This window comes from Candidatus Pelagibacter sp. HIMB1542 (genome assembly GCF_052047835.1).
In the GTDB taxonomy this organism is placed as follows: Bacteria; Pseudomonadota; Alphaproteobacteria; order Pelagibacterales; family Pelagibacteraceae; genus Pelagibacter.
Genome location: NZ_JBNAJB010000001.1, coordinates 556,650 through 578,898 on the forward strand (window position 1 = coordinate 556,650; position 22,249 = coordinate 578,898).

Consider the following 22,249-nt stretch of genomic DNA (forward strand, 5'->3'; position numbering starts at 1 on the left):
TATTTAGTTAAACCTTAAATTAATTTCTATTAATAACTTATCAGTTATATCTGAAGTACTTTTTCCAATAAACACATTTTTTTGATCTAATAATATATCTATAGAATTTTTTTGCATATAATCTTGAATAATGGGGTTAATTTTAGAAAAAAAAATTTCTATTTCTGAGTCCCTTTTTTGTTGAATATTTTTAACCATTTCATTTTTTTTATTTCTAAACTTATTAATTTTTTCTCGTAAGGAATTTAATTTTATTTCATATTCATCTTTTGAAATAATATTTTTAATTTTATTAAGTTGCTCTTCATCATTTTTTAATTCTAGTTCTTTTTTTTTTAATTCATTTATATTTTTATTATTTTGGATTTTAATTTCATCTAAAAAGGATTTTCCTAAATTAGTTTCTTGAATTAAAATATCTAAATTAATAAATGCTATATTATCTCTTGCATTTGAATGTTGTGTATTAAAGAATAAAACAAAAATTACTATAATTAAATTTTTATATCTAATCATCAAAAAGTAGTTCCAATATTAAATCTAAAAGTTTCAGTAACATCAGTGTCAGCCTTTGAGATGGTTTCAGCTAACGTAAAATTTAAAGGTCCAACTGGAGTTAACCAATCAAGTCCAATACCTGTAGAACTTCTAATTTTGCTATTATTATCTATTGAAGAGTCGTAATCTACACCCCAAACATTACCAGCATCAATAAAAAATAAAAAATCAATACTTTCAGAATTTTCAAATAAATATGGTATTGTTGATGCAAAATTGACTGACGTAGCATAATTTCCACCTATGTAATCTCCACCATCTTTTGGGCCAACTTTGCCTTTTTCAAAACCTTTTAATCTTCTTGCTGGTAGAAAAATTCGTTCAGAAAGTTTAACATCATCACCACTGATAGATTCAACAGATTTTAAAAAAAGTGTAAAATTAGATCTATTGTTTTCGAATAGTTCTGTGTAGTATTGATAAGTATAACTATTACTCAATGTATTAGTATCACTTATCAGAGGCAAATCTAAAAAATATCTACTTCTGAAACCATCTGTTGTTTGAAACTTTTGGTCTCGTTTATCATAATCGAAATTTAAATTAACAAAACTATCCCAATAATCACCTGCTTGTTTTTTTTGTCTTGCGGAAGCAGTACTATTTGTAGAAATTTTTTCATAATAATTTGATGTACCTAGGCCAAATCTTGTGTCATCAAAAATTTCAAACGCAGTCCCAAAATTAAAACCATATTTATTTGTTTTGTAACCAAAATCTTTTAACCGATCTGTTTCTGATGCATCAATACCTGCATAAGCAGAATTATTAGTATCATAAATATTTGGGTTATTAATTGAAAGGGAGCCTTTTATACTTTCACCACTTAGATTAAGTGTATTTGATACTTTAATACCTTTTCCAAGATAATTATTTTCACTCACAGAAAACAAAAAACTTGCTCCATCTGTACCAAAGCCAGCTCCAGCACCTATTTCGCCAGTAGGTTTTTCTTCAACAGATATGTTAATTATTTTACTGTTTTCAGAACTTCCATTTTTTATCTCTGATTTAACAGTTTTGAAGAAACCAAGACTTTTAAGATTATTTTCTGTTTTTTTATTTAGTATTTCGTTAAACGGATCACCTTCATCAATTTCAAATTGATTTCTAATTACATTTTCTCTGGTTACGTTATTTCCAAAAATATTAATTTTTTCAACAGTTAATCTTTGAGATTTTTGAATTTTAAAATCTAAATTTATTTTATTTTGTACAATTTTTTCTTCAACATCTGCTGAAATATTTTCAAATTCTTCATTTAGAGTAATTTGATCTATTTCATCAAGAATTTGTTCAATTTTATTTATAGAATATACTTGATTTTTTAAATTAGAAAATAATTCTGTAATTTTCTTGAAGTTATCTACATTAAAATCTCTTGGAAGATTAATTGTTAGGTTATCAAAATAAAATTTATTATTAGCGTTAATATTAAATATTAACTCAAAAGATTCTTCGTCAATTAAGGTAGCATAGGATGAATTTACCTCAACGTTATAGTATCCTTTATTTAAATAAAAATTAGTCAATAATTTTCTATCAAATTCGATCAAATTTTTATTAAGGAATTTTTTTCCAGAAATAAATTTCCAAAATTTGTATTCTTCACTTGTAATTATATTTTTAAGAATTTTATCTTTGAATTTTTTATCTCCAACAAATTTAATTTTTTTAATTTTTGCTTTTTTGCCTAAATTAATTTTATAAATAATATTAACTTTATTGTCCTCGAGTTCTTCTAATAAAGCACTTACATCAGAAAAATAGTAACCCAAATTTTGAAGACTAAATTTAATATTTTTTATGTCATTATTTAAAAAAATCTTATTGTAAGAAGATCTTTGTTTTAGTGTTAATCCTTGAGAAATTGCTTTTTTAATTTTTTTTGCCTTAATTCCTTCGAATGAAATTTCTTGGATAATAGGTAGCTCAACAACATTGATGGAAAGCGTATTATTTAAAAAATTAATATTGACGTTTTCAAAAAAATTGCTGTTATAAATATTTTTCAAAATAATATTTAAATCATCTAGTTCAATTACGTCTCCTTTTTTATAATCTGAAAACATTATTATAGTTTCGTCGGATACTCTTTCATTGCCTGAAATATTGAAATTTTTTATAGATTCAGAAATTGATTGGGACTTCATCAAAAAAAACATCAAGAAAATAGAAAAAAACAATTTTAAATATTTAAAAAACATGTCAATTTATACACTTTCTGATTTTATTTTTAAACGAACATCTCTATCTAAATTTAAAACATCTGAAATTTTTGAGGGTAGTTTTTTTTTGTACTTAACAAAATCATTAGATTTAATTAATAAAATTAATTTTTTTACAATATCATTGTAATTTATTTCGTTATTTAAATACATACGAACAAGCTCGTCGTTTGCAGATACTAGCACAGTTTCAAACAGAGATATTTTTTTTGGTAATAAATTAAGTATTTTAATTGAAGGAAATTGTTTTTTATTTACTATTGAAAAATCTAAATTATTAAGTTTTTGTAAATTAATAACTGTTTTTTTAAAATGCTTTTCATTATTAGAATAAATTGAATTAAATATTGGTATTTCCATTGTAGTATCATGAGCAACAATTTTAATCATACCATCTTTATGTTTAATAATTGCATGAACATAGGAATTTGGATGTATTAAAATATCTAAATTTTTAATATTTATTTTAAAAAAATTTCTTGCTTCTATAATCTCAAAAATTTTATTCATCAAATTTGATGAATCAATTGAAATTTTTTGCCCCATTTTCCAATTTGGGTGCTTTAGAACATCTTCTAATTTAATATTTTGAATTTGCTTTTCAGTTTTTTTTAATAGTGGACCACCAGATGCTGTTAAAATAAGCTTATCTATGTTTTTAATATCTTTATTTAATGAATACCATATTGAAAAATGTTCTGAGTCAACTGGGATTATTTTGGTTTTATATTTGAATAACTCTTTTTCAATTAAATTCCAGGCGCATATAATGGACTCCTTATTTGCTATGGCTATTGATTTTGTATATTTAATTATTTCTAAAGTTGGAAAAAGGCCTTCTAGCCCTACAATTGAACTCATTGAGTAATCTATTTTGTTTTGAAAAATTTTTTTTAAATTATAAAAATCTTTAAAAATCTTAATTCTTTTATTTTTATTTAATTTTTTAAATTTTTCATACGCAACTTTATTATTGATAATTACATTTTCTACATCAAATTTTTTAGTTTGTTTTAATAATTCCTTATAATTAGTATTTGCTGTTAAAAGTTTTATCCTAAATTTTGTTGGATTATTTTTAACAATTTTTAAAACAGTCTTACCTATTGAACCAGTTGAACCAATAATTGCAATTTTCTTTTTCATTATATTTTATCGAAAAAATTATTAATCATTATTAAGTATGCAAATGGAAATGCAAATATCATTCCATCAATTCTATCTAATAACCCTCCATGGCCTGGAATTATTTTTCCTGTATCTTTAATATTTGATCTTCTCTTGAAGTAAGAAATAACTATATCTCCAAATTGACTAACTGTAGAAATTAAAATTATATAAATTAGAAAGAATGAAACATCATTATAATTAATAATATTAAAATAAAGTAAAAAAGGTATTAAACTAATTGATAATAAGTAACTACCTAACATACCTGAAATGGTTTTATTCGGACTATATGAAGTTAGTTTGGGACCTTTAAAAAACTTACCAAACACATAACCACCGATATCAGTAAAAATACAAATTAACAAAATAAACAACAACTGATCATATGAATTGTGTTCAACTCTGATTTGAAACATGGAAAAAAAAGAAAAAATTAAAAATAAAAAACCTAAATAGTAAAAAGATCTTTGTTTTGATAAAAGGTGCCATTCGTAAGATGCTATAAAAAAACTAGTAATCAATAATAAATAAAAAAAATAAGATCCTTTTATTATTAAAAAAAACACAAAAGGAACAAGAATAAGAGAGCTGAATATTCTTTTTTTAAATTCATTACTCATTAAACTTCTCCAAAATTTCTTTTTATATTTCTATATTTTTTGATTATATCTGTATAATTCCTTTCATTAAAATCTGGCCATAGTTTATTTGAGAAAAAAATTTCTGTATACGAAAGTTGCCACAGTAAAAAATTACTTAATCTTCTAGTCTTACCAGTTCTTATCAAGATATCTGGATCAGGTATATTTTTTGTATATAAATTTTTATTTATATTATCCTCAGTTACACTTAATTTTTTTTTATTTATTTTTTTAATTGAATTTATTATTTCAATCCTTGAACCATAATTTAAAGCTATGTTTAGCTGTAATCCTGTATTTCTATTGGTAACTTTTTCACTATTACTAAGTAATTTATTTAATTTTTTAGAAAATTTTCTTTGTCCTATAATCTTTAATTTTATATTGTTTTTGTGAAATTGATTTAATTTAATTTTTAAAAAGTTTTCTAATAAATCAAATAAATAATTTATTTCTGATTTTGGTCTTTTCCAGTTTTCTGTAGAAAATGCAAAAAGTGTCAGAAACTTTATATTGTGATCAATACTAGTTCTAACAATTTTTTCTATTGTATCTAAACCTGCTCGATGGCCTCTGTTTCGCGAATTATATCTTTTTAATCCCCATCTTCCATTACCATCCATGATAATGGCTACATGATTTAATGGGTTCATATTGTCATTATTTCTTTTTCTTTTGAAGAAACTTTTTCATCTACTGATATAATATGATCATCAGTAATTGTTTGGATGATTTTTTCTTTTGATTTCTCATCATCTTCACTAATTTCCTTTGATTTTAACATTTTTTTTAAATCTTCATTAGCTTCTCTTCTTATGTTTCTTATTGAAACCTTACATTTTTCACCAATTGATTTGATTAATTTTTTTAATTCAGATCTTCTTTCTTCATTAAGTTCTGGGACAGGAAGTCTTATTAATTGTCCGTCAATTTGAGGATTTAGACCTAAGTCTGATTTTTTTATTGCAGCATCTAACAAAGGCACGTTGTTAGCATCCCACACTTGAATATTTATCATTCTAGGTTCGGGAGTTGTTATACTTCCAATTTGATTGATTGGCATTTGTTGACCGTAAACATCAACTTTAACAAGATCAAGCATTGCTGCATTAGCTCTACCTGTTCTTAAAGATGATAATTCTTTAGAAAATACATCTATGGCTTTATCCATTTTTACACCATATGCTTTTTCATCAAACATTTATTCTCCTATTTTTATTCTAAAGAATTCCTTTATTTTCAAATCAGCTACAGAGAGTTCTTTAACTATGTCTTGAACTTTTTTCTTTGGCTCCATTACCCAAGCTTGAGTTAAAAGTGCATTTTCTTCTTTAAACTTATTCATTTTTCCTAAACTAATTTTTTTTGCTATTTCTTCTGGTTTACCTGAATTCTTCAATTCCTCAGCAACAAGTTCTTGTTCTTTGTCAATTACTGTTTGGTCAATTAAATTTGACTCAAGTGCTAAAGGATTTGAAGCTGCAATATGCATAGATAATTGTTTACCAAAAGATTTTACTGTATCTGATTTATCATTCGTATCAAGAGATACTAATACAGCTAATTTTGCTACATTATCTTTTACAACTGTGTGAAGGTAATGGTTGTTTACTCCACTTTTATTTTCAATAGTTTTTGATTTTCCAATCGTAATTTTTTCACCAATTTTTGCAATTAGCGCTACCAAATTATCATCTACACTTTGTCCGTTTTTCATTGCAGCTTTTTTTAATTCAGCTTGATTAGAGCTGTGATGGTTGTTTAATTCACTTAATTCTTTAGCAAAGCTTATAAAGTCATCATTTTTTGCAACAAAGTCGGTTTCACAATTTACTTCTATTACAGAAGTTTTATTTTCATCACCTGATACTACAACAACTCCTTCTTTAGCATCTCTAGACATTTTTTTTGAGGCTTTTGATATTCCTTTAACTCTCAGAATTTCAATTGCTTTATCTAAATCACCACCAGACTCTTTGATTGCTAAATTACAATCTTTAAATCCAGCACCTGTTGCTTCTCTTAATTTTTTTACTTTTTCTATATCACTCATTTTAATTTAACTTTCCTTTATCTTCTTTAGAGAATTTTTTTTCTAACTTTTCTCTATCAATTTCTTGAATAGTTTTATTTTTATCATCACCATTATTAACTTTTGCTGTTTCTTGCTTAGGTTCAGACGATTGAATTGAACTTTTTGCATTATTGATCGTTTCTTTAATTAGGTTGCAGTATAGATCTATAGCTCTTCTTGCATCATCATTACCTGGAATTGGATAATCAATATGATCAGGATTAGAATTACTATCTAGAATAGCAATTATAGGAATACCTAATTTAGATGACTCGGCGATAGCTAGTGACTCATAATTAGTATCAATTACAAAAACTAATTCAGGAACTTTTTTCATTTCAGCAATTCCACCTAAAGATCTTTGTAATTTATCCTTTTTTACACTCATCTTAAGAAGTTCTTTTTTAGTGAAACCTCTGTTTTCAGCAGCTAAATCAATTTCTAATTTTTTTAATTTTTTAATTGAATTAGATATTGTTCCCCAATTAGTTAACATTCCACCTAACCATCTATAGTTTACAAAGTATTGATCTGTTTCTTTTGCAACTTCTGCAATAGCTTCTGATGCTTGTTTTTTAGTTGAAACAAATAAAATTTTTCCATTATTTGCTATTGTATTATAGACCTTTTCCAAAGCTACATTAGTTAGTTCAAGTGTTTGTGTTAAATCTATAATGTGAATAGAGTCTCTTTTTCCAAAAATGTATTTTTTCATTTTTGGATTCCATCTCAAAGTTTTGTGTCCAAGATGAACACCTGCTTCTAATAATTGTTGAATTGTAACGTTAGGTATTTTCATATTTATTCCCGGTTAAGCCACCACAGTAATTTCCAATTAAGGACCGGAGGTATAAAACCAACAACTGTGTGCGTGTTAATTTAATTTAATGGTTATTTACAAATATTTGTTAAAATTGACAAGTTTTATTTAACTAATTTCTGCTTGAATTTGCTGTTTTCTTAAAAGATTTAAGGATTTTCTATCAAGATTCATTGGTTTTTTTAATTGAAAATTTAAAATTTGATCTTTTGTTGAAAGATTGAATTTTACTTGGGTTTTGCCGACTTGATTTAAAAATTTTGATATCATTTGAATTTGCTCCATTGTCTTAACATTAAATGATATTTCATTAATTGGGCTGTTAAATAAATCTTTTAAAGAAGCTATTTTTTGAACATTAATTCTTTTAAAACGATTTTCATCGTTAGAAATATTCTTCACCAAGGTTAAAATCAACGAGTTACCTTCTTTTAAGATTTCTCTATTTAACTCCAGCAAATCTGAAAAAATAAATATTTCAAATACACTATTTAAATCTGTTAACTTTAAAACTGCATATGCATTTCCTTTAGCAGTTTTTCTCTCTTGAACCTTAAGCAATGTGGCGGCTACATTAACATTTTCTGAATTATCATCTGAAATAAAATTTGCATATTCATTAATTTTATAGTCTTCAAAAATTTCTGTAAATTGATTTAATGGGTGATCAGATATAAAAAATCCTACTGCTTCAAATTCTTTTGACAATCTCTCTTCAAATTTCCAATCTTCTAATATGGCTATAATGTCTTCCTGTGCTTCATTATTATCAGAAAACAAATCTATTTGATTGGCTAGTTTATTTTCAGAAATATTTTTATTTTTTAAAATTAAATTAGGTATTGAATTAAAGATTGCTTGTCTATTTGAGTTTAAATTATCAAAAGCTCCTGCTTTTACCAATCCTTCTAATTGTAATTTATTTATATCTTTTGGATTAACTCTATTAATGAAGTCATTTATTGATTCAAATTTTCCATTTAACTCTCTCTCTTTAACAATATTAGAAATTGCCTCATAACCTACAGCTTTAATTCCACCTAGTGCATAATAAAATTTTCCATCAATAGTTCTGAAATCAGCAAAACATTCATTGATATCAGGTCTAATTGTTTCAACATTAAGTCTTTTTAATTCCTCATAAAATTCACTCAATTTATTTTGATTTGAAATATCCATCGTCATTGATGCAGCAATAAACTCTTTAGGATAATAAGTTTTTAAATATGCAGTTTGATAAGAAATTATTGCATAAGCTGCTGCATGACTTTTGTTAAATCCATATTCTGCAAAGGGTTCAATTTTTAAAAATATTCCAGCTGCAACATCTTTAGCAATACCGTTTTTTACAGCTCCAGTAATAAAGCCTTGTTTTTGTTTTTCTAGCTCTGCTCTCTTCTTTTTACCCATTGCTCGTCTTAAAAGATCGGCTTGACCCGCAGTAAATCCTGAGAGTTTTTGAGCAATCTGCATTACTTGCTCTTGATAAATAATTACCCCATATGTGGGTTTTAAAATATCTTCCAATAATGGGTGTAAGTAATCAGGTTTTTGCTTTCCATGTTTACAGTCGTTATAGGTAGGTATGTTGCTCATTGGGCCTGGTCTATATAATGCTACTAGTGCAATAATATCTTCAATATGATTTGGCTTCATGTGAAGCAAAGCTTCTCTCATTCCAGCACTTTCAATCTGAAATAATCCTACGGTTTTACCTGATGATAAAAGATCAAAAACTTTTTGATCATCAAAATCTATTTCTTCAATATTAAATTTTTTATCTTTTTTTCTAACTAATTTTTGAGTGTTATTTATTACTGTTAGTGTCTTTAGCCCTAAAAAATCAAATTTTATTAAACCAGCATTTTCAGCTGAATACATATCAAATTGTGTTGAGGGTAAAAGTAAATCTGCAGAAGTATCTTTATATAAAGGTACTACTTCCGTTAATTTTTTATCTGCAATCACAACTCCTGCTGCATGAGTAGCAACGTTTCTATTAAGACCTTCTAATTTTAATGATAACTCTGTTAATTTTTTTACTCTGGTATCCTCATTAATGAGCTTTTGTAATCTTGGCTCTCCAGCTATACATTGAGTTAGATTTTGAGGTCTAGAAGGATCAAAAGGTATCATTTTTGATATACTGTCAATAAACCCATAAGGTAATCCCATAACTCTACCAACGTCTCTGATCACCATACGTGCTTTGAGTTTACCAAATGTAATTATGTGAGCTACACTATCTTTGTATTTTTTTGTTAAGTATTCAAAAACAAGGTCTCTTTTATCTTCACAAAAATCTATATCAAAATCAGGCATAGAAATTCGGTCTGGATTTAAAAATCTCTCAAAAATTAAATTAAACTTAATTGGATCAACATCAGTAATTGATATACACCAAGCAACCAATGACCCAGCACCTGAGCCTCTACCAGGTCCAACTGGTATATCATTTTCTTTAGCCCATTTTATATAATCAGATACAATTAAAAAATAACTCGAATATTTCATTTTAATAATTATTGAAAGTTCATGATCTAGTCTTTCTTTATAAAGAAGAAAATTTTTATCATTTTCAAGTTCACTGTCTTTAACATTAAAAACTCTTAAAAATTTATCTCGCAGTCCTTCTAAAGAATATTTGGTTAAAAGATCATCTGCATTACCATCTTTATCAGTACTAATGTTTGGCAATATAGGATTAGAGAATAATGGTCTAAAATTACATCTTAAAGGAAAGTTGTAATTGTTTTCTAATGCCTCTGGTATATCAGCAAATAACTCTGTCATTTCAGAGTTAGTTTTTAAATAATGTTGATCGCTTAATTTTAATCTATTTTTTTCATTAATATAGGTTTTGTTACCAATACAAATCAAAGCATCATGTGCTTCATGCATATCTTTTGATAAATAAAAAACTTCATTAGTAGCAATTATTGGAATTTCTAGTTCTGCAGACTTTTTTAGATTAAATTTTTCAAACCCATTTTCATTAGTGTCGTTGTGTCGTTGAATTTCTAAATAAAATCTATCTCCAAAAACTTCTTTAATTTTTAAATAAATTTCGTTTATTTCTGTAAATTTTCCTTTATCAAATAATTTTCCAAAAAGACCTAAAATAGTACCTGAAAAAACTGAAACACCATTAGAACTTTTTAATAATTCATCAAAATTTACATGAGGATCACTTAATTCATCATTTTCTAAATATGAATTTGAGGATAATTCAATAATGTTTTTATAACCTGTTTCATTCAAAGCAAATAAAGGTAACAAACCAGTTGTATCATTTAGTTTAAAATTAATTTGAGTACCAATAATTGGCTGTGTTCCTGATTTAGAAATTTTTTCTGCAAATTCTAAAGCTCCACATAAATTAGAAGTGTCACTGATTCCTAAAGATTTAATTTTGTTTGATTTGCAATATTCTTGTAAATCATCAATCTTGGCCGCACCTTCACATATAGAATATTGTGTATGGACTTTTAGATGATTAAAGTTTTGATTTAATGACTCAGACATTGGATGATTTTATAATACCATCTCTCATCTCCAATAGGCAATCTGCCTTATTAGCAAAAAATCTATTGTGAGTTGCAAATATTATTAATCTATCTGATTTTTTTTGATTATATAAAAGTTTAAAAACTTCTTTTGCAGTATTCATATCCAAACTACCTGTTGGCTCATCCGCTAAGATTATTTCAGGATCATTTACAATAGCTCTTGCTATAGCTACTCTTTGAGCCTCACCGCCTGAAAGTTGAGAAGGAAAATGATTTGATCTATTTGAAAGACCAATTTTTTTTAATAATTTTTTAGCCTTTGTACTTGCTAATTCTTTGTCATTATTGTTAGCAATTGATGCTAAATAAATATTTTCTAAAGCAGTAAAGTCAGAAAGAAGATTATTTTGTTGATAAACAATACCAATTTTTTTTGATCTAAAAATATCATTTTCTTCTGTATCATTAAAATTAATTTGATTTTGATTAAAAATAATTTGACCTGATGAAGGTCTGTCTATTAAAGAAATTAAATTTAACAAAGTTGATTTTCCTGAACCAGATGGGCCCATGAGCGAATAAATTTTACCTTTTTCAAAACTTTGCGACAAACCTTTTAAAACTTTAATTTTTTTCTCAGTTTCAAAACTTTTAGATATACTTTTTAATTCTAAATACTTACTCATATTTTAAGGATTTAATTGGATCTAACTTAGCTGCTTTAAATGCTGGAAAAATTGATACTAAAATAGTTATAATTATTGAGCAGACTGAAATTAGAATAATTGATGTTGGATTGATTTCAGAAGGCATTTTGCTTAAAAAATATATTTCTTCAGGAAATAAACTTATATTGAAAACTGAGCTTAATAATTGTCTAAAATTTTCAATGTAAATAGAAAAAGTTACACCTAAAAAAATACCAAAAATTGTTGCGGAAGTACCTATTATCACTCCAACTAGAAAAAATATTTTAATTATTGATTTATTTAATACTCCAATTGATTTTAAGATGGCAATATCCCTTGTTTTGTTTTTCACTAAAATAGTTAATCCTGAAATAATATTAAATGCAGCAACAATTATTATTAATGACAAAATAATAAACATAACATTCCTTTCAACTTTTAGAGCTGAAAATAATGAACTATTCATATCTGCCCAACTAAAAACAAACTCATCATCAAAAACTTGTTTTACCTTTAATTTTTGGGATTCAATATTATTTGGATTATTCAGATAAATTTCTAAATTTCTTTCGTTGGGATCATATCCAAAGAACTCTTCTAAAATATTAAGTTCAATAAATGCAATATTGTTATCAAACTCTGCTAAACCACTGTTAAAAATTGAATTAACTATAAAATTTTTTTGTTTTGGCATACTGCCAATTATTGTTTGAACACCAGACGGTGACATTAAAGTCAATTCATCTCCTATTTCAAGATCTAGAGAAAAACTCAGTTCACTTCCAATTGATATGAAATTTTTATCAAATTGATTTAATTCACCTTTAAATTTTTCATTTGTTAATACCTCTAAATTTAAAAGATCATTGTATTTATAGCCTCGTAACACTATTCCTTTAGTATTATTGTTTTTTAGAATAATTGCCTCTCCTGAATTACTAAAAATAATATTCTTAGAGATTAACTTTAGTTTATTATTTATTTTATCTTCATCTATTGAATTTAAATAAGGTTTAACAGTAATATGTGAATTAAATCCTACAATTTTATTGATTAATTCTGTTCTAAAGCCGTTCATTACTGACATAACAATAATAAGAACAGCAACACCTAGACTTATTCCAATGAAAGAAAATATTGAAATAACATTTAAAAAGCCATCCTTTTTTCTAGCTTTTAAAAATCTTAAAGTAATTTCTTTTTCTAAAGTAGAAATCAAATTGAATTTTTTTGTTTATTTATAATTTCTATAATTTTGCTTAAAGGTAAGTTTTGAGTTTCACCACCTGTTTCTTTGAACTCTAATAAATCACCTTCACTCTTCTTTCCAATGATAATTTGATACGGAGCCCCAATTAAATTCATTTTTTTAATTTTGGATGAAAAATTTTCATCTGTGTCATCAATAAGAGCATCAATATTATTTTTTATTAACTCACTGTTAACATTATTGGCTTTAACAAGTGCTGAATTATCGTTTTTATTTATCATCGGTATCAAAGCAATATCATATGGAGCAACAGACAATGGCCATTTCATGATTTCATTTTTTTCATCATATTTTGCCTCTATTATTGCCCCAACTAGCCTTGATACACCAATTCCATAAGAACCCATTTTAACAAAATCTTTTTTTCCACCTGGTAAATCTACTGATGCATTCATAGGTTTTGAATATTTGTCGCCAAAATAAAATATGTGGCCTACCTCAATACCTTTTGTGATTAATTGATTTTCTGTAGAAACTATTTTTTCAAATTCATCTTTGTTAAACTTTTCATCTGTCACAGCATAAAATTGCTCATATTTTTTTCTCATTTCTTCTAAAGAAGATTTTTCCAATTGAGTATCATCACTGTTTAAGTCAAAAATTCTTTTATCAGTAAAAATTTTACTTTCTCCTGTATCTGCTAGGATAATAAATTCATGAGATAAATTTCCTCCAATTGGACCTGTGTCAGCAGCCATAGGTATTGCAGTTAGATCTAATCTTTTAAAAGTTTTTAAATATGAAAGAAAAAATTTATTATAAGAAAAAAAAGCTTCTTCGTCTGATACATCGAATGAGTAGGCATCTTTCATATAAAACTCTCTCCCCCTCATTATTCCAAATCTAGGTCTTATTTCGTCTCTAAATTTCCATTGTATGTGGTACATTAGTTGAGGTAATGATTTATAAGATTTAATTGAAGATCTAAAAATTTCTGTAACTTGCTCTTCATTGGTAGGTCCATAAAGCATTTCTCTATTTTGACGATCATTTATTCTAAGCATTTCCTCACCATAATCATCATATCGACCACTTTCTTTCCATATCTCACTAGATTGAATTGTTGGCATTAATATTTCTTGAGCTCCAATCTTATTTTGCTCTTCTCTAACAATTTGTTCTATTTTTTTCATTACCTTAAAGCCTAAAGGTAACCATGAGTATATTCCTGCAGAAGCTTGCTTGATCATACCAACTCTCAACATTAATTGATGAGATTTAATTTTTGCTTCAGAAGGATTATTTTTTAATATCGGAATAAATGAATTTGATAAAAGCATCTTAACTAATCATATTTCTTAAATTTAAATATTCAAATTTTATTAGTAAATAAATAATGATAAAAATTACAGATGTTATACCAGTGCAATACAAGAATTTTTTCAACATTTTTGGGTTTTCAGGTGATCCTGGATCTTCACCATCAATTTTTACTGTTTTTGCTCTGTTTACATCAATAGGAAGTATAGCAAAGAAAACTATCCACCATATAATTACATAGATAATTGCTAAACCAGTTACACTCATTAAATTCTGACTAAGTTAATATTAGTGAAAGGTTTTTTCCCAGTTCTTTCCTTGGAAAATTTCCTACAGGCAATTTTCAATGCATCAATTAAATTATGCTCGTGTCGCTTGCTTCCAATTTTAAAAGTTCTAGAAGTTTTTTCTATTTCTTCTTCTAACCCATAAACAAATTCTTCTCTATCATCTACTGGCAATCCACGAAAAGAAAGCACAGGATTGTTGTGAATATTTCCATTAGGTGTTATCATTAGAGTTACTTCAAGATATCCATTAGCGCTCAAATTTTTTCTATCTTTTATTGACTGTGAATCTGGATCAACACTTACATTGCCATCTAAATATAATCGACCACTTGGAGCTTTGTCGTAAACTTCAGGTTGATTACTAGGATATAACTTAACTATATCACCATTTTCTACTTGTACAGGATATGGAACTTGCATTTCTTTTGCAAAATTTATGTGTTCTATCATGTGCCTATGTTCACCATGTACAGGTATTACGCATTTAGGTTTAACCCATTGATACATTTCTTTTAAATCTTCTCTATTTGGATGACCAGAAACATGAACAAATTCAGTTTCTTCAGATATCACTTCTATACCATCTTTAACAAGTTGGTTGTGCAATTTATAAAGTTTTTTTTCATTTCCAGGTATAATTTTTGATGAAAATATTACAGCATCACCTTTTTCAATAAAAACATCAGGGTGTACATAACTAGAAATTCTCATCATCGCTCCCATTGGTTCACCTTGGCTACCTGTACAAAGATAAACTATTTTTTCTCTTGAGAAACTTTTAGCTTCACGAGGGTCAATTGGTTCAATTGTATTTTTTAAATATCCACATTGACGTGCAGCTTTATAAATACGATGCATCGATCTTCCAACTAGTGAAATTTGTCTTCCTGTTTGCTCAGCACAATAAAATGCTGTCTCCATTCTTGCTACATTAGATGCAAATGAAGTGATGATAATTCTCTTTTTCAATCTCGACATTACATTTAACATATTTTTTCTAACATCAAGTTCAGATCCAGACTTGCCGGCACTAAAAACATTAGTAGAGTCACAGATCATTGCCAATACTCCTTCATCACCAATTTCTTTTAATCTCTTTTCATTTATATTGTCACCAATAAGTGGATTGGGATCTACTTTCCAATCTCCTGTGTGTAAAATTACACCCGCAGGAGTTTTTATTCTCAAGCCATTAGGTTCTAAAATTGAATGAGTTAAAGTTATATATTCAATTTCAAATGGATCTAATGAAACAGTTCCATTCAATTCAACAATTTGTAAATCACTGGTAATATCTATTTGTTTTTCTCGAAACTTCTCTCTAATCAAAACTGCTGTAAATGGAGTAGCAAATATTTTACATCTCAATTTTGGCCATAAATGTGCGATTGCTCCAATGTGATCCTCATGTGCATGAGTTAAAACTATACCCAACAAGTTATCTTTTCTTTCAACAATAAATCCAGGATCAGGATAAATTAAATCAACACCTGGTATAGTGTCATCAGCAAAAGTTACACCAATGTCTACCATTATCCATTTATGATCGCTTGGTTGGCCGTAACCAAACAAATTCATGTTCATACCAATCTCACCAGATCCACCTAGTGGACAAAATAACAATTCATCTTTCATATTATTTTATTTGCTCAGAAATCTTTATTAGACCTTTAATTGTAATATCTTGGTTATGTTTAACTTTCGATTTTATTGAACTTGTAAATAAATAAGAAAATCCACCTGTCAATACAACTTTAAAGGATTTTCTTGTCTCTTTCTTAATTAAATTAATCATATTGTCAATTAAACCAGCATAACCCCAAAAAAAACCTGATCTAACAGCAGAAAGTGTGTTGTTGCCTATTACTTTTTTCATACGTTTAAGCTCAATTTTTGGGATTAAAGTAGCTCTGTCTGATAAAGTATTAAGAGACAACTTAATTCCAGGAGCTATTATTCCTCCTATATACGTATTTTTAATTAAAACATCAAATGTTGTAGCAGTACCAAAATCTAAAATTATATAATTATTTTTATTATCCAATAAGCTTATGGCATTTGTAATTCTATCAGAGCCTATCTGCTTGTAATCAACTTTAATTTTAATCATTGATTTTAAATTCAAATTTTTTACTTCGTTGCATTTAACTTTAGTGATTTTAGAAAAGTAGTTTTTTATAATTTTAAAAGTGTTTGGGACAACACTACAAAACAATATTTTTTCAATTTTATTTATTTGAATTTTATTTTTTTTAAATAAGATTTTTAATTGGTTATTACTTATTTTTTTTGAAATAAAAGTAATTCTTTTTAAAATTTTATTTCTTTTAGAAACTAAAAAAATTTTAGTGTCAGTATTTCCTATATCACCTAAAATATACATATTAATTAATTTATTTTATACATTTTTGATATTCTATTTTCAAAAACTAGTTTCAAATTTTTTTCTAAATCAGATTTATTAATTTTTTTTCCTGTTATTCTATATAAATTTGTAGCTGGATAATTTTTAATATTTGGATTTTTTATTACATTAATTCCTATTCCTGTAATTAAAAATTTTTTATCTGATTTTGTTATAATTTCTTGTAAAATCCCACTAATCTTTTTTTTATTAATCAATAAATCGTTTGGTTTTTTAAAGTTAATTTTATTTTTTATATATTTAGAGAGTGTTTGTTTAACTAAATTACAATTTAATTTTGTAACTCTTTCTATTGAGAATTTATTTTCATCAAATGGATGAAAAAAAGAAGCAAATAAATTTCCTTTATATGAAATCCATTTTCTTCCATACTGACCTCGACCACTAAATTGTTTTTCAGCAACAACCATACCAAATTTATAGTTAGTTTTTTTTATTATTCTTGCAGCTGTATCGTTAGTACTTTTTATTATTTTAAAATTAAATTTCTTAAATTTCATTAAATAATATTAATTCTTGATACTACCTCAATTAATTGGCTTGGGAATATGAAGTATAAAAGAATTAATATTGTAGAAAAAGTTAATGAAAATTTTAACCATAAACTATGATCCGTATCATATTCATCTTTTTCTTTATCAAAGTACATAATCTTAATTATTCTTAAGTAATAGAAAGCTGCAACAACAGTAGATAACAATCCAACAATAGCTAAAAAATACATTGATTGCTCTAAAACAGCTTTGAAAACATAAAACTTAGCAAAAAATCCTGCTAATGGTGGTATCCCAGCCAATGAAAATAATATTACAAGTAAAGAAAGTGATAATAATGGATGATTTTTCGATAAACCAGATAAGTCATCAATGTCTTCGTAATATTGATTATTTCTTCTAAGCATTAACAAGCAAGAAAAAAGGGCCAAATTCATTACAACATAAATTGAAATATAAATTATTGAACTTTGAATTCCTTCATTAGAAGCAGTTGCAAGACCAGCCAATGTATAGCCTATGTGTCCAATAGAGCTATAAGCAACTAGTCTTTTGATGTTTGTTTGTCCAATTGCTGCAATTGCTCCAAAAAGCATTGAGGCAATAGATAAAAATACAATTATCATTTGCCATTGATCGATCAGATTTAAAAATGGAACATATAAAAATCTAATAAATATAGTTAACGCAGCAATTTTTGGTACCATTGTAAAAAATAAAGTTACTGTAGTTGGAGATCCTTCGTATACGTCTGGTGCCCACATATGGAATGGCACTGCTGAAATTTTGAATGCTAAACCTACTAAAATAAAAACTATCCCAAAAGTCAGTACATACTCATTTGAATTAAGTTGTGTGGAAATCACATCAAAGTTTGTAGATCCTGAAAAACCATAAATTAGTGAACATCCATAAAGTAATAATCCTGATGATAAAGCACTTAATACAAAATATTTTAAACCTGCTTCAGATGATTTTAGTTGATCTCTGTTATAAGTTGCTAAAACATATAATGCTAATGATTGTAACTCTAGACCCATATAAAATACAATTAGATCGTTAGAACTAATCATGACCATCATTCCCAGTACAGAACTCAAAATTAAAACTGGATATTCAATATTAAAAATTTTAAAAATTTTTAAATAACTAGAAGAAATAACTAATACTAGAAAACCACCCAACAATGTAATTATCTTCATAAATGAAGACATCTTATCTATTACAACACTTCCATTAAACAAAGTTTCTCTATTCACAGAGAAAGTTTCGTTAATAGCTATTATAGCAGCAATCAAAAATACAAATAAAGACAAGTTAAAAGTAATGCCTGAACTATTTTTTTTAAACACTCCCAATACAAGTAAAAACATTATTGATAATGAGATAAAAATTTCGGGTAAAATTAAATTTAAATTTTCCATATTATTTGCTTGCTAAATTAATATTATGCATATTTATTAAATCTGAAACTGAAACCTCAATTGTATTAATCAAAGGATCTGGATAAAAACCAAAAAATAAAGTTGGAATAGCTAAACAAGTTAATATTAAATATTCTGATTTATTTAAATCCAACATTTTCTTTAAATCCTCATTAACTAATTTTCCAAATACAACTCTTTTATATAGCCAAAGCATGTAAGCGGCCCCTAAAATAACTCCTAGGCTTGCTAATACAGCTACTAAAAAATTATCCTTAAAGGCACCCATTAAAATTAAAAATTCACCAATAAAACCACTTGTTCCAGGTAACCCTAAGGCAGCTAATGTAAATAACATAAATAAAATCGAATACTTTGGTATTATGGCAACTATACCCCCATAAGAATTTATCATCCTTGAATGCATACGGTCATAAACAACACCGACACACAAGAATAGAGCTGCAGATACTAATCCATGACTAATCATCTGAATTATACTTCCTTCTATACCTTGCTGTTGAAGAGTAAAAATACCTAAAGTTACAAAACCCATATGTGCAACAGATGAATATGCAATTAGCTTTTTCATGTCTTCCTGCATTAAAGCGATAAAAGAAGTAAAAATTATTGCTATAACACTTAAAATATAAATAAGAGGTGTGAATACTTCAGAAGCCACAGGAAATAATCCTAGTGAAAACCTAATAAAACCATATCCTGCCATTTTTAATAGAATAGCAGCTAATAAAACTGAACCAGCAGTAGGAGCTTCAACATGGGCATCTGGCAACCAAGTGTGAACAGGCCACATAGGTGTTTTTACTGCAAAAGAACTAAAGAAAGCTAACCATAATAAATTTTGGTATTTAGCGTCAATTCCAATTTCATAAAGTTTAACTACATCAGTTGTACCTGATATCCAGTATATTGAAATGATTGCAACCAGCATTAAGACCGATCCAAGCAAAGTATATAGAAAAAATTTAAATGCTGAATAAACACGTTTTGGACCACCCCAAATCCCAATAATTAAAAACATTGGAATTAATCCGGCCTCAAAAAATAAATAAAAAACAACTAAATCAAGTGCACAAAACACACCAATCATAAAACTTTCCATGATTAAAATTGCAATTAAAAAATCTCGTAATCTATTTTTTACTGAATTGTTAACTGAAATGATGCAAAGTGGAGTTATAAAGGTTGTTAAGATTATAAATAATATCGAAATTCCATCGACACCAACTTTATAATTAATAAACCCTTCAATCCATGTTCTATCCTCAACAAATTGAAAATCAGATACGCTTTGGTCAAAAGATGCCCATAAATATATAGAAATTAAAAAATTAACTATACTTGTGAATAAGGCTACATATTTAGCTGTTGAATTATTTCCATCTTTATCTTTTGTAAAAAATAAAAAAAGAGCTCCTATAGTTGGTAACAAGATTAAAGATGATAAAATTGGAAAGCTCATTATTTAACTATCAAAAAGGTTAATAAAGCAGAAAAACCTAACAACATTACAAAAGCATATTGGAAAATAAAACCACTTTGAAATTTTTTTGCTTTAATCGAACATTTTTTTATAAAAGAAGAAATTCCATCAGGACCAAATCCATCTATTATAGTTCCATCACAGACTTTCCATAAAAATGTCCCAAGTTTTTTCGATGATTTAATAAAGATAACCTCATACAACTCATCGAAGTACCATTTATTAACAAGGAAATTGTATAAAGGTTTATTCATTGACGCTATTTCATTTGGCAATTCTTTGTTCTTAACAAATAAATAATAAGCAATAGGTATTGATAGGATAACTAAACTAGGTGTTAAAAGTAAAAACCATGTTGGTGGATGATCTGTGCTTAAAGGTTCTAAAAATTTGATCGATTCTGACCAAAAGTAATTTTCACCACCATGTCCAATGAACAAATCTTTAAATAACACGCCTGCAAAAATTGCACCAATAGAAAGCACAAATAACGGAACAAGCATTACCAAAGGTGACTCGTGCGTTTCTTCAATTTTAATCTCTTTATTATTATATTCGCCATGAAATGTTTTAAATATTAGTCTCCAAGAATAGACTGACGTTAAAAATGCAGTAACTATACCAATACCAGCTGCATAATAACCTGTTGTATTTCCTTTCAAATATGCAAATTCAATAATTGCATCTTTTGAGTAAAAGCCTGATAAGAAGGGAAAACCTGTCAAAGCAAGAGTTCCTATAATCATTAAAGCATAAGTGTAAGGTAATTTTCTCCATACACCTCCCATGTTATTAATATTTTGCTCATCTTTAAAAGCATGAATTACTGACCCTGATCCTAAAAATAATAAAGCTTTAAAAAATGCATGCGTAAATAAATGAAACATAGCTACATTGTAAGCGCCTACACCAGCTGCAAAAAACATATAACCAAGTTGGCTACATGTTGAGTAAGCAATTATTTTTTTAATATCTGTTTGAACTAAAGCTACAGTTGCAGCAAAAAAAGCTGTTGTCATTCCAACTACAGTAATCAAATTTAAAATTACTGGAGAAAATTCATAAATAGGTGAGCATCTAACAACTAAAAATACGCCTGCAGTAACCATTGTTGCAGCATGAATTAGAGCAGAAACTGGTGTTGGTCCTTCCATTGCATCCGGCAACCAAGTATGAAGTAAAATTTGAGCTGATTTACCCATAGCTCCGATAAATAACAATAAACAAACCAAATCTATCGCTTTAACTTCAAAACCTAAGAAGGATAAATTTTTATCTACCACAGTTGGAATTTGCTGGAAAACTTCATCATAATTGACAGTCCCAAACAAATAAAAGACTAAAAAAATACCTAATGCAAAACCAAAGTCACCTACTCTATTAACAACAAAAGCTTTGATTGCAGCTGCATTAGCACTCTCTTTTTTAAACCAAAAACCAATTAAAAAATATGAGCAAAGTCCAACTCCCTCCCAACCAAAAAATAGTTGAATAAAATTATCTGACGTTACAAGCATTAACATTGCAAATGTAAATAATGATAGGTAAGCCATAAATCTTGGTTTATGTGGATCGTGGGACATGTAACCAATTGAATAAATATGCACTAAAGCAGATACAGAAGTTACAACTACTAACATTACCGCTGATAGAGGATCAATTAACATTGACCAATTAACATCAAGTGAACCTGAATTAATCCAAGTTGCTATAACAATATTTTCTTCATATTGATTAATGATTACCTGATATAAAACAATTATTGATAAAATTGCAGATATAGAAACTAATGCACTAGTTACTATTTCAGAATTTCTATCACCAATGTAACGTCCAAAAAAGCCTGAAATAATTGATGCTATTAATGGAAGAAATAAAATTGAAAGTTCCATT

Annotated in this window: 19 protein-coding genes; all 19 read right to left on the reverse strand. The window is 27.1% G+C overall.

Translation table 11 applies throughout. The features are described 5' to 3' along the window. Positions 1–3 precede the first annotated feature (3 nt). Positions 4–516, reverse strand: a complete 513-nt coding sequence (locus ACTTBI_RS03050) for an OmpH family outer membrane protein (protein ID WP_440652501.1) — start codon at positions 514–516, stop codon at positions 4–6. Continuing rightward, positions 516–2,711 carry an outer membrane protein assembly factor BamA gene (gene bamA, locus ACTTBI_RS03055; RefSeq protein WP_440652502.1) on the reverse strand — a complete coding sequence of 732 codons (2,196 nt, stop codon included), beginning with the start codon at positions 2,709–2,711 and terminating at the stop codon, positions 516–518. Before bamA ends, ACTTBI_RS03050 begins: the two co-directional genes overlap by 1 nt. Before the next feature lie 60 nt (positions 2,712–2,771). Then, positions 2,772–3,932: a 1-deoxy-D-xylulose-5-phosphate reductoisomerase gene (locus ACTTBI_RS03060; protein WP_440652503.1), complete on the reverse strand. Its 1,161-nt coding sequence runs from the start codon at positions 3,930–3,932 to the stop codon at positions 2,772–2,774. Then, positions 3,932–4,576 carry a phosphatidate cytidylyltransferase gene (locus tag ACTTBI_RS03065; RefSeq protein WP_440652504.1) on the reverse strand — a complete coding sequence of 215 codons (645 nt, stop codon included), beginning with the start codon at positions 4,574–4,576 and terminating at the stop codon, positions 3,932–3,934. The genes ACTTBI_RS03060 and ACTTBI_RS03065 overlap by 1 nt, the downstream gene beginning before the upstream one ends. After that, entirely contained in the window at positions 4,576–5,250 is a 675-nt protein-coding gene (gene uppS, locus ACTTBI_RS03070) for a polyprenyl diphosphate synthase (protein WP_440652505.1), read from the reverse strand. The genes ACTTBI_RS03065 and uppS overlap by 1 nt, the downstream gene beginning before the upstream one ends. Continuing rightward, positions 5,247–5,798 carry a ribosome recycling factor gene (frr, locus tag ACTTBI_RS03075; RefSeq protein ID WP_440652506.1) on the reverse strand — a complete coding sequence of 184 codons (552 nt, stop codon included), beginning with the start codon at positions 5,796–5,798 and terminating at the stop codon, positions 5,247–5,249. The genes uppS and frr overlap by 4 nt, the downstream gene beginning before the upstream one ends. Continuing rightward, positions 5,799–6,650, reverse strand: coding sequence for a translation elongation factor Ts (gene tsf, locus ACTTBI_RS03080; protein ID WP_440652507.1), 852 nt, complete (start codon positions 6,648–6,650; stop codon positions 5,799–5,801). Position 6,651: 1 nt separating this feature from the next. Continuing rightward, entirely contained in the window at positions 6,652–7,470 is an 819-nt protein-coding gene (rpsB, locus tag ACTTBI_RS03085; RefSeq protein ID WP_440652508.1) for a 30S ribosomal protein S2, read from the reverse strand. Positions 7,471–7,599: 129 nt separating this feature from the next. Further along, on the reverse strand, positions 7,600–11,016 hold the full coding sequence (gene dnaE, locus ACTTBI_RS03090; RefSeq protein WP_440652509.1) for a DNA polymerase III subunit alpha: 3,417 nt from the start codon (positions 11,014–11,016) through the stop codon (positions 7,600–7,602). Beyond that, complete coding sequence (locus tag ACTTBI_RS03095; protein WP_440652510.1) at positions 11,009–11,686, reverse strand: ABC transporter ATP-binding protein; 678 nt, start codon at positions 11,684–11,686, stop codon at positions 11,009–11,011. Before ACTTBI_RS03095 ends, dnaE begins: the two co-directional genes overlap by 8 nt. Next, positions 11,679–12,908, reverse strand: a complete 1,230-nt coding sequence (locus tag ACTTBI_RS03100) for a lipoprotein-releasing ABC transporter permease subunit (RefSeq protein WP_440652511.1) — start codon at positions 12,906–12,908, stop codon at positions 11,679–11,681. Before ACTTBI_RS03100 ends, ACTTBI_RS03095 begins: the two co-directional genes overlap by 8 nt. Next, complete coding sequence (proS, locus tag ACTTBI_RS03105) at positions 12,905–14,239, reverse strand: proline--tRNA ligase (protein ID WP_440652512.1); 1,335 nt, start codon at positions 14,237–14,239, stop codon at positions 12,905–12,907. Before proS ends, ACTTBI_RS03100 begins: the two co-directional genes overlap by 4 nt. 1 nt (position 14,240) lies before the next feature. Further along, positions 14,241–14,486 carry a DUF1467 family protein gene (locus ACTTBI_RS03110; protein ID WP_440652513.1) on the reverse strand — a complete coding sequence of 82 codons (246 nt, stop codon included), beginning with the start codon at positions 14,484–14,486 and terminating at the stop codon, positions 14,241–14,243. Beyond that, a complete protein-coding gene (locus ACTTBI_RS03115; protein ID WP_440652514.1) occupies positions 14,486–16,144 on the reverse strand; it encodes a ribonuclease J in 1,659 nt (552 codons plus the stop codon). The genes ACTTBI_RS03110 and ACTTBI_RS03115 overlap by 1 nt, the downstream gene beginning before the upstream one ends. A 1-nt stretch (position 16,145) precedes the next feature. After that, complete coding sequence (locus ACTTBI_RS03120; RefSeq protein WP_440652515.1) at positions 16,146–16,892, reverse strand: type III pantothenate kinase; 747 nt, start codon at positions 16,890–16,892, stop codon at positions 16,146–16,148. Positions 16,893–16,897: 5 nt separating this feature from the next. Continuing rightward, positions 16,898–17,434: a biotin--[acetyl-CoA-carboxylase] ligase gene (locus tag ACTTBI_RS03125; protein WP_440652516.1), complete on the reverse strand. Its 537-nt coding sequence runs from the start codon at positions 17,432–17,434 to the stop codon at positions 16,898–16,900. Then, a complete protein-coding gene (nuoN, locus tag ACTTBI_RS03130; protein ID WP_440652517.1) occupies positions 17,434–18,852 on the reverse strand; it encodes an NADH-quinone oxidoreductase subunit NuoN in 1,419 nt (472 codons plus the stop codon). The genes ACTTBI_RS03125 and nuoN overlap by 1 nt, the downstream gene beginning before the upstream one ends. Before the next feature lies 1 nt (position 18,853). Further along, positions 18,854–20,335 carry an NADH-quinone oxidoreductase subunit M gene (locus ACTTBI_RS03135; RefSeq protein ID WP_440652518.1) on the reverse strand — a complete coding sequence of 494 codons (1,482 nt, stop codon included), beginning with the start codon at positions 20,333–20,335 and terminating at the stop codon, positions 18,854–18,856. Continuing rightward, positions 20,335–22,248 (reverse strand): NADH-quinone oxidoreductase subunit L, encoded by a 1,914-nt coding sequence (gene nuoL / locus ACTTBI_RS03140; protein ID WP_440652519.1) that lies wholly within the window; start codon positions 22,246–22,248, stop codon positions 20,335–20,337. The genes ACTTBI_RS03135 and nuoL overlap by 1 nt, the downstream gene beginning before the upstream one ends. Position 22,249 lies beyond the last annotated feature (1 nt).

Coding starts and splice junctions, on each gene's coding strand:
- ACTTBI_RS03125 (WP_440652516.1), bottom strand. CDS start 17,434: ATGAAATTTAAGAAATTTAATTTTAAAATAATAAAAAGTACTAACGAT.
- dnaE (WP_440652509.1), bottom strand. CDS start 11,016: ATGTCTGAGTCATTAAATCAAAACTTTAATCATCTAAAAGTCCATACA.
- nuoN (WP_440652517.1), bottom strand. CDS start 18,852: ATGGAAAATTTAAATTTAATTTTACCCGAAATTTTTATCTCATTATCA.
- ACTTBI_RS03135 (WP_440652518.1), bottom strand. CDS start 20,335: ATGAGCTTTCCAATTTTATCATCTTTAATCTTGTTACCAACTATAGGA.
- ACTTBI_RS03095 (WP_440652510.1), bottom strand. CDS start 11,686: ATGAGTAAGTATTTAGAATTAAAAAGTATATCTAAAAGTTTTGAAACT.
- proS (WP_440652512.1), bottom strand. CDS start 14,239: ATGCTTTTATCAAATTCATTTATTCCGATATTAAAAAATAATCCTTCT.
- frr (WP_440652506.1), bottom strand. CDS start 5,798: ATGTTTGATGAAAAAGCATATGGTGTAAAAATGGATAAAGCCATAGAT.
- ACTTBI_RS03115 (WP_440652514.1), bottom strand. CDS start 16,144: ATGAAAGATGAATTGTTATTTTGTCCACTAGGTGGATCTGGTGAGATT.
- ACTTBI_RS03065 (WP_440652504.1), bottom strand. CDS start 4,576: ATGAGTAATGAATTTAAAAAAAGAATATTCAGCTCTCTTATTCTTGTT.
- tsf (WP_440652507.1), bottom strand. CDS start 6,650: ATGAGTGATATAGAAAAAGTAAAAAAATTAAGAGAAGCAACAGGTGCT.
- uppS (WP_440652505.1), bottom strand. CDS start 5,250: ATGAACCCATTAAATCATGTAGCCATTATCATGGATGGTAATGGAAGA.
- bamA (WP_440652502.1), bottom strand. CDS start 2,711: ATGAAGTCCCAATCAATTTCTGAATCTATAAAAAATTTCAATATTTCA.
- ACTTBI_RS03110 (WP_440652513.1), bottom strand. CDS start 14,486: ATGAGTGTAACTGGTTTAGCAATTATCTATGTAATTATATGGTGGATA.
- nuoL (WP_440652519.1), bottom strand. CDS start 22,248: ATGGAACTTTCAATTTTATTTCTTCCATTAATAGCATCAATTATTTCA.
- rpsB (WP_440652508.1), bottom strand. CDS start 7,470: ATGAAAATACCTAACGTTACAATTCAACAATTATTAGAAGCAGGTGTT.
- ACTTBI_RS03120 (WP_440652515.1), bottom strand. CDS start 16,892: ATGTATATTTTAGGTGATATAGGAAATACTGACACTAAAATTTTTTTA.
- ACTTBI_RS03060 (WP_440652503.1), bottom strand. CDS start 3,932: ATGAAAAAGAAAATTGCAATTATTGGTTCAACTGGTTCAATAGGTAAG.
- ACTTBI_RS03050 (WP_440652501.1), bottom strand. CDS start 516: ATGATTAGATATAAAAATTTAATTATAGTAATTTTTGTTTTATTCTTT.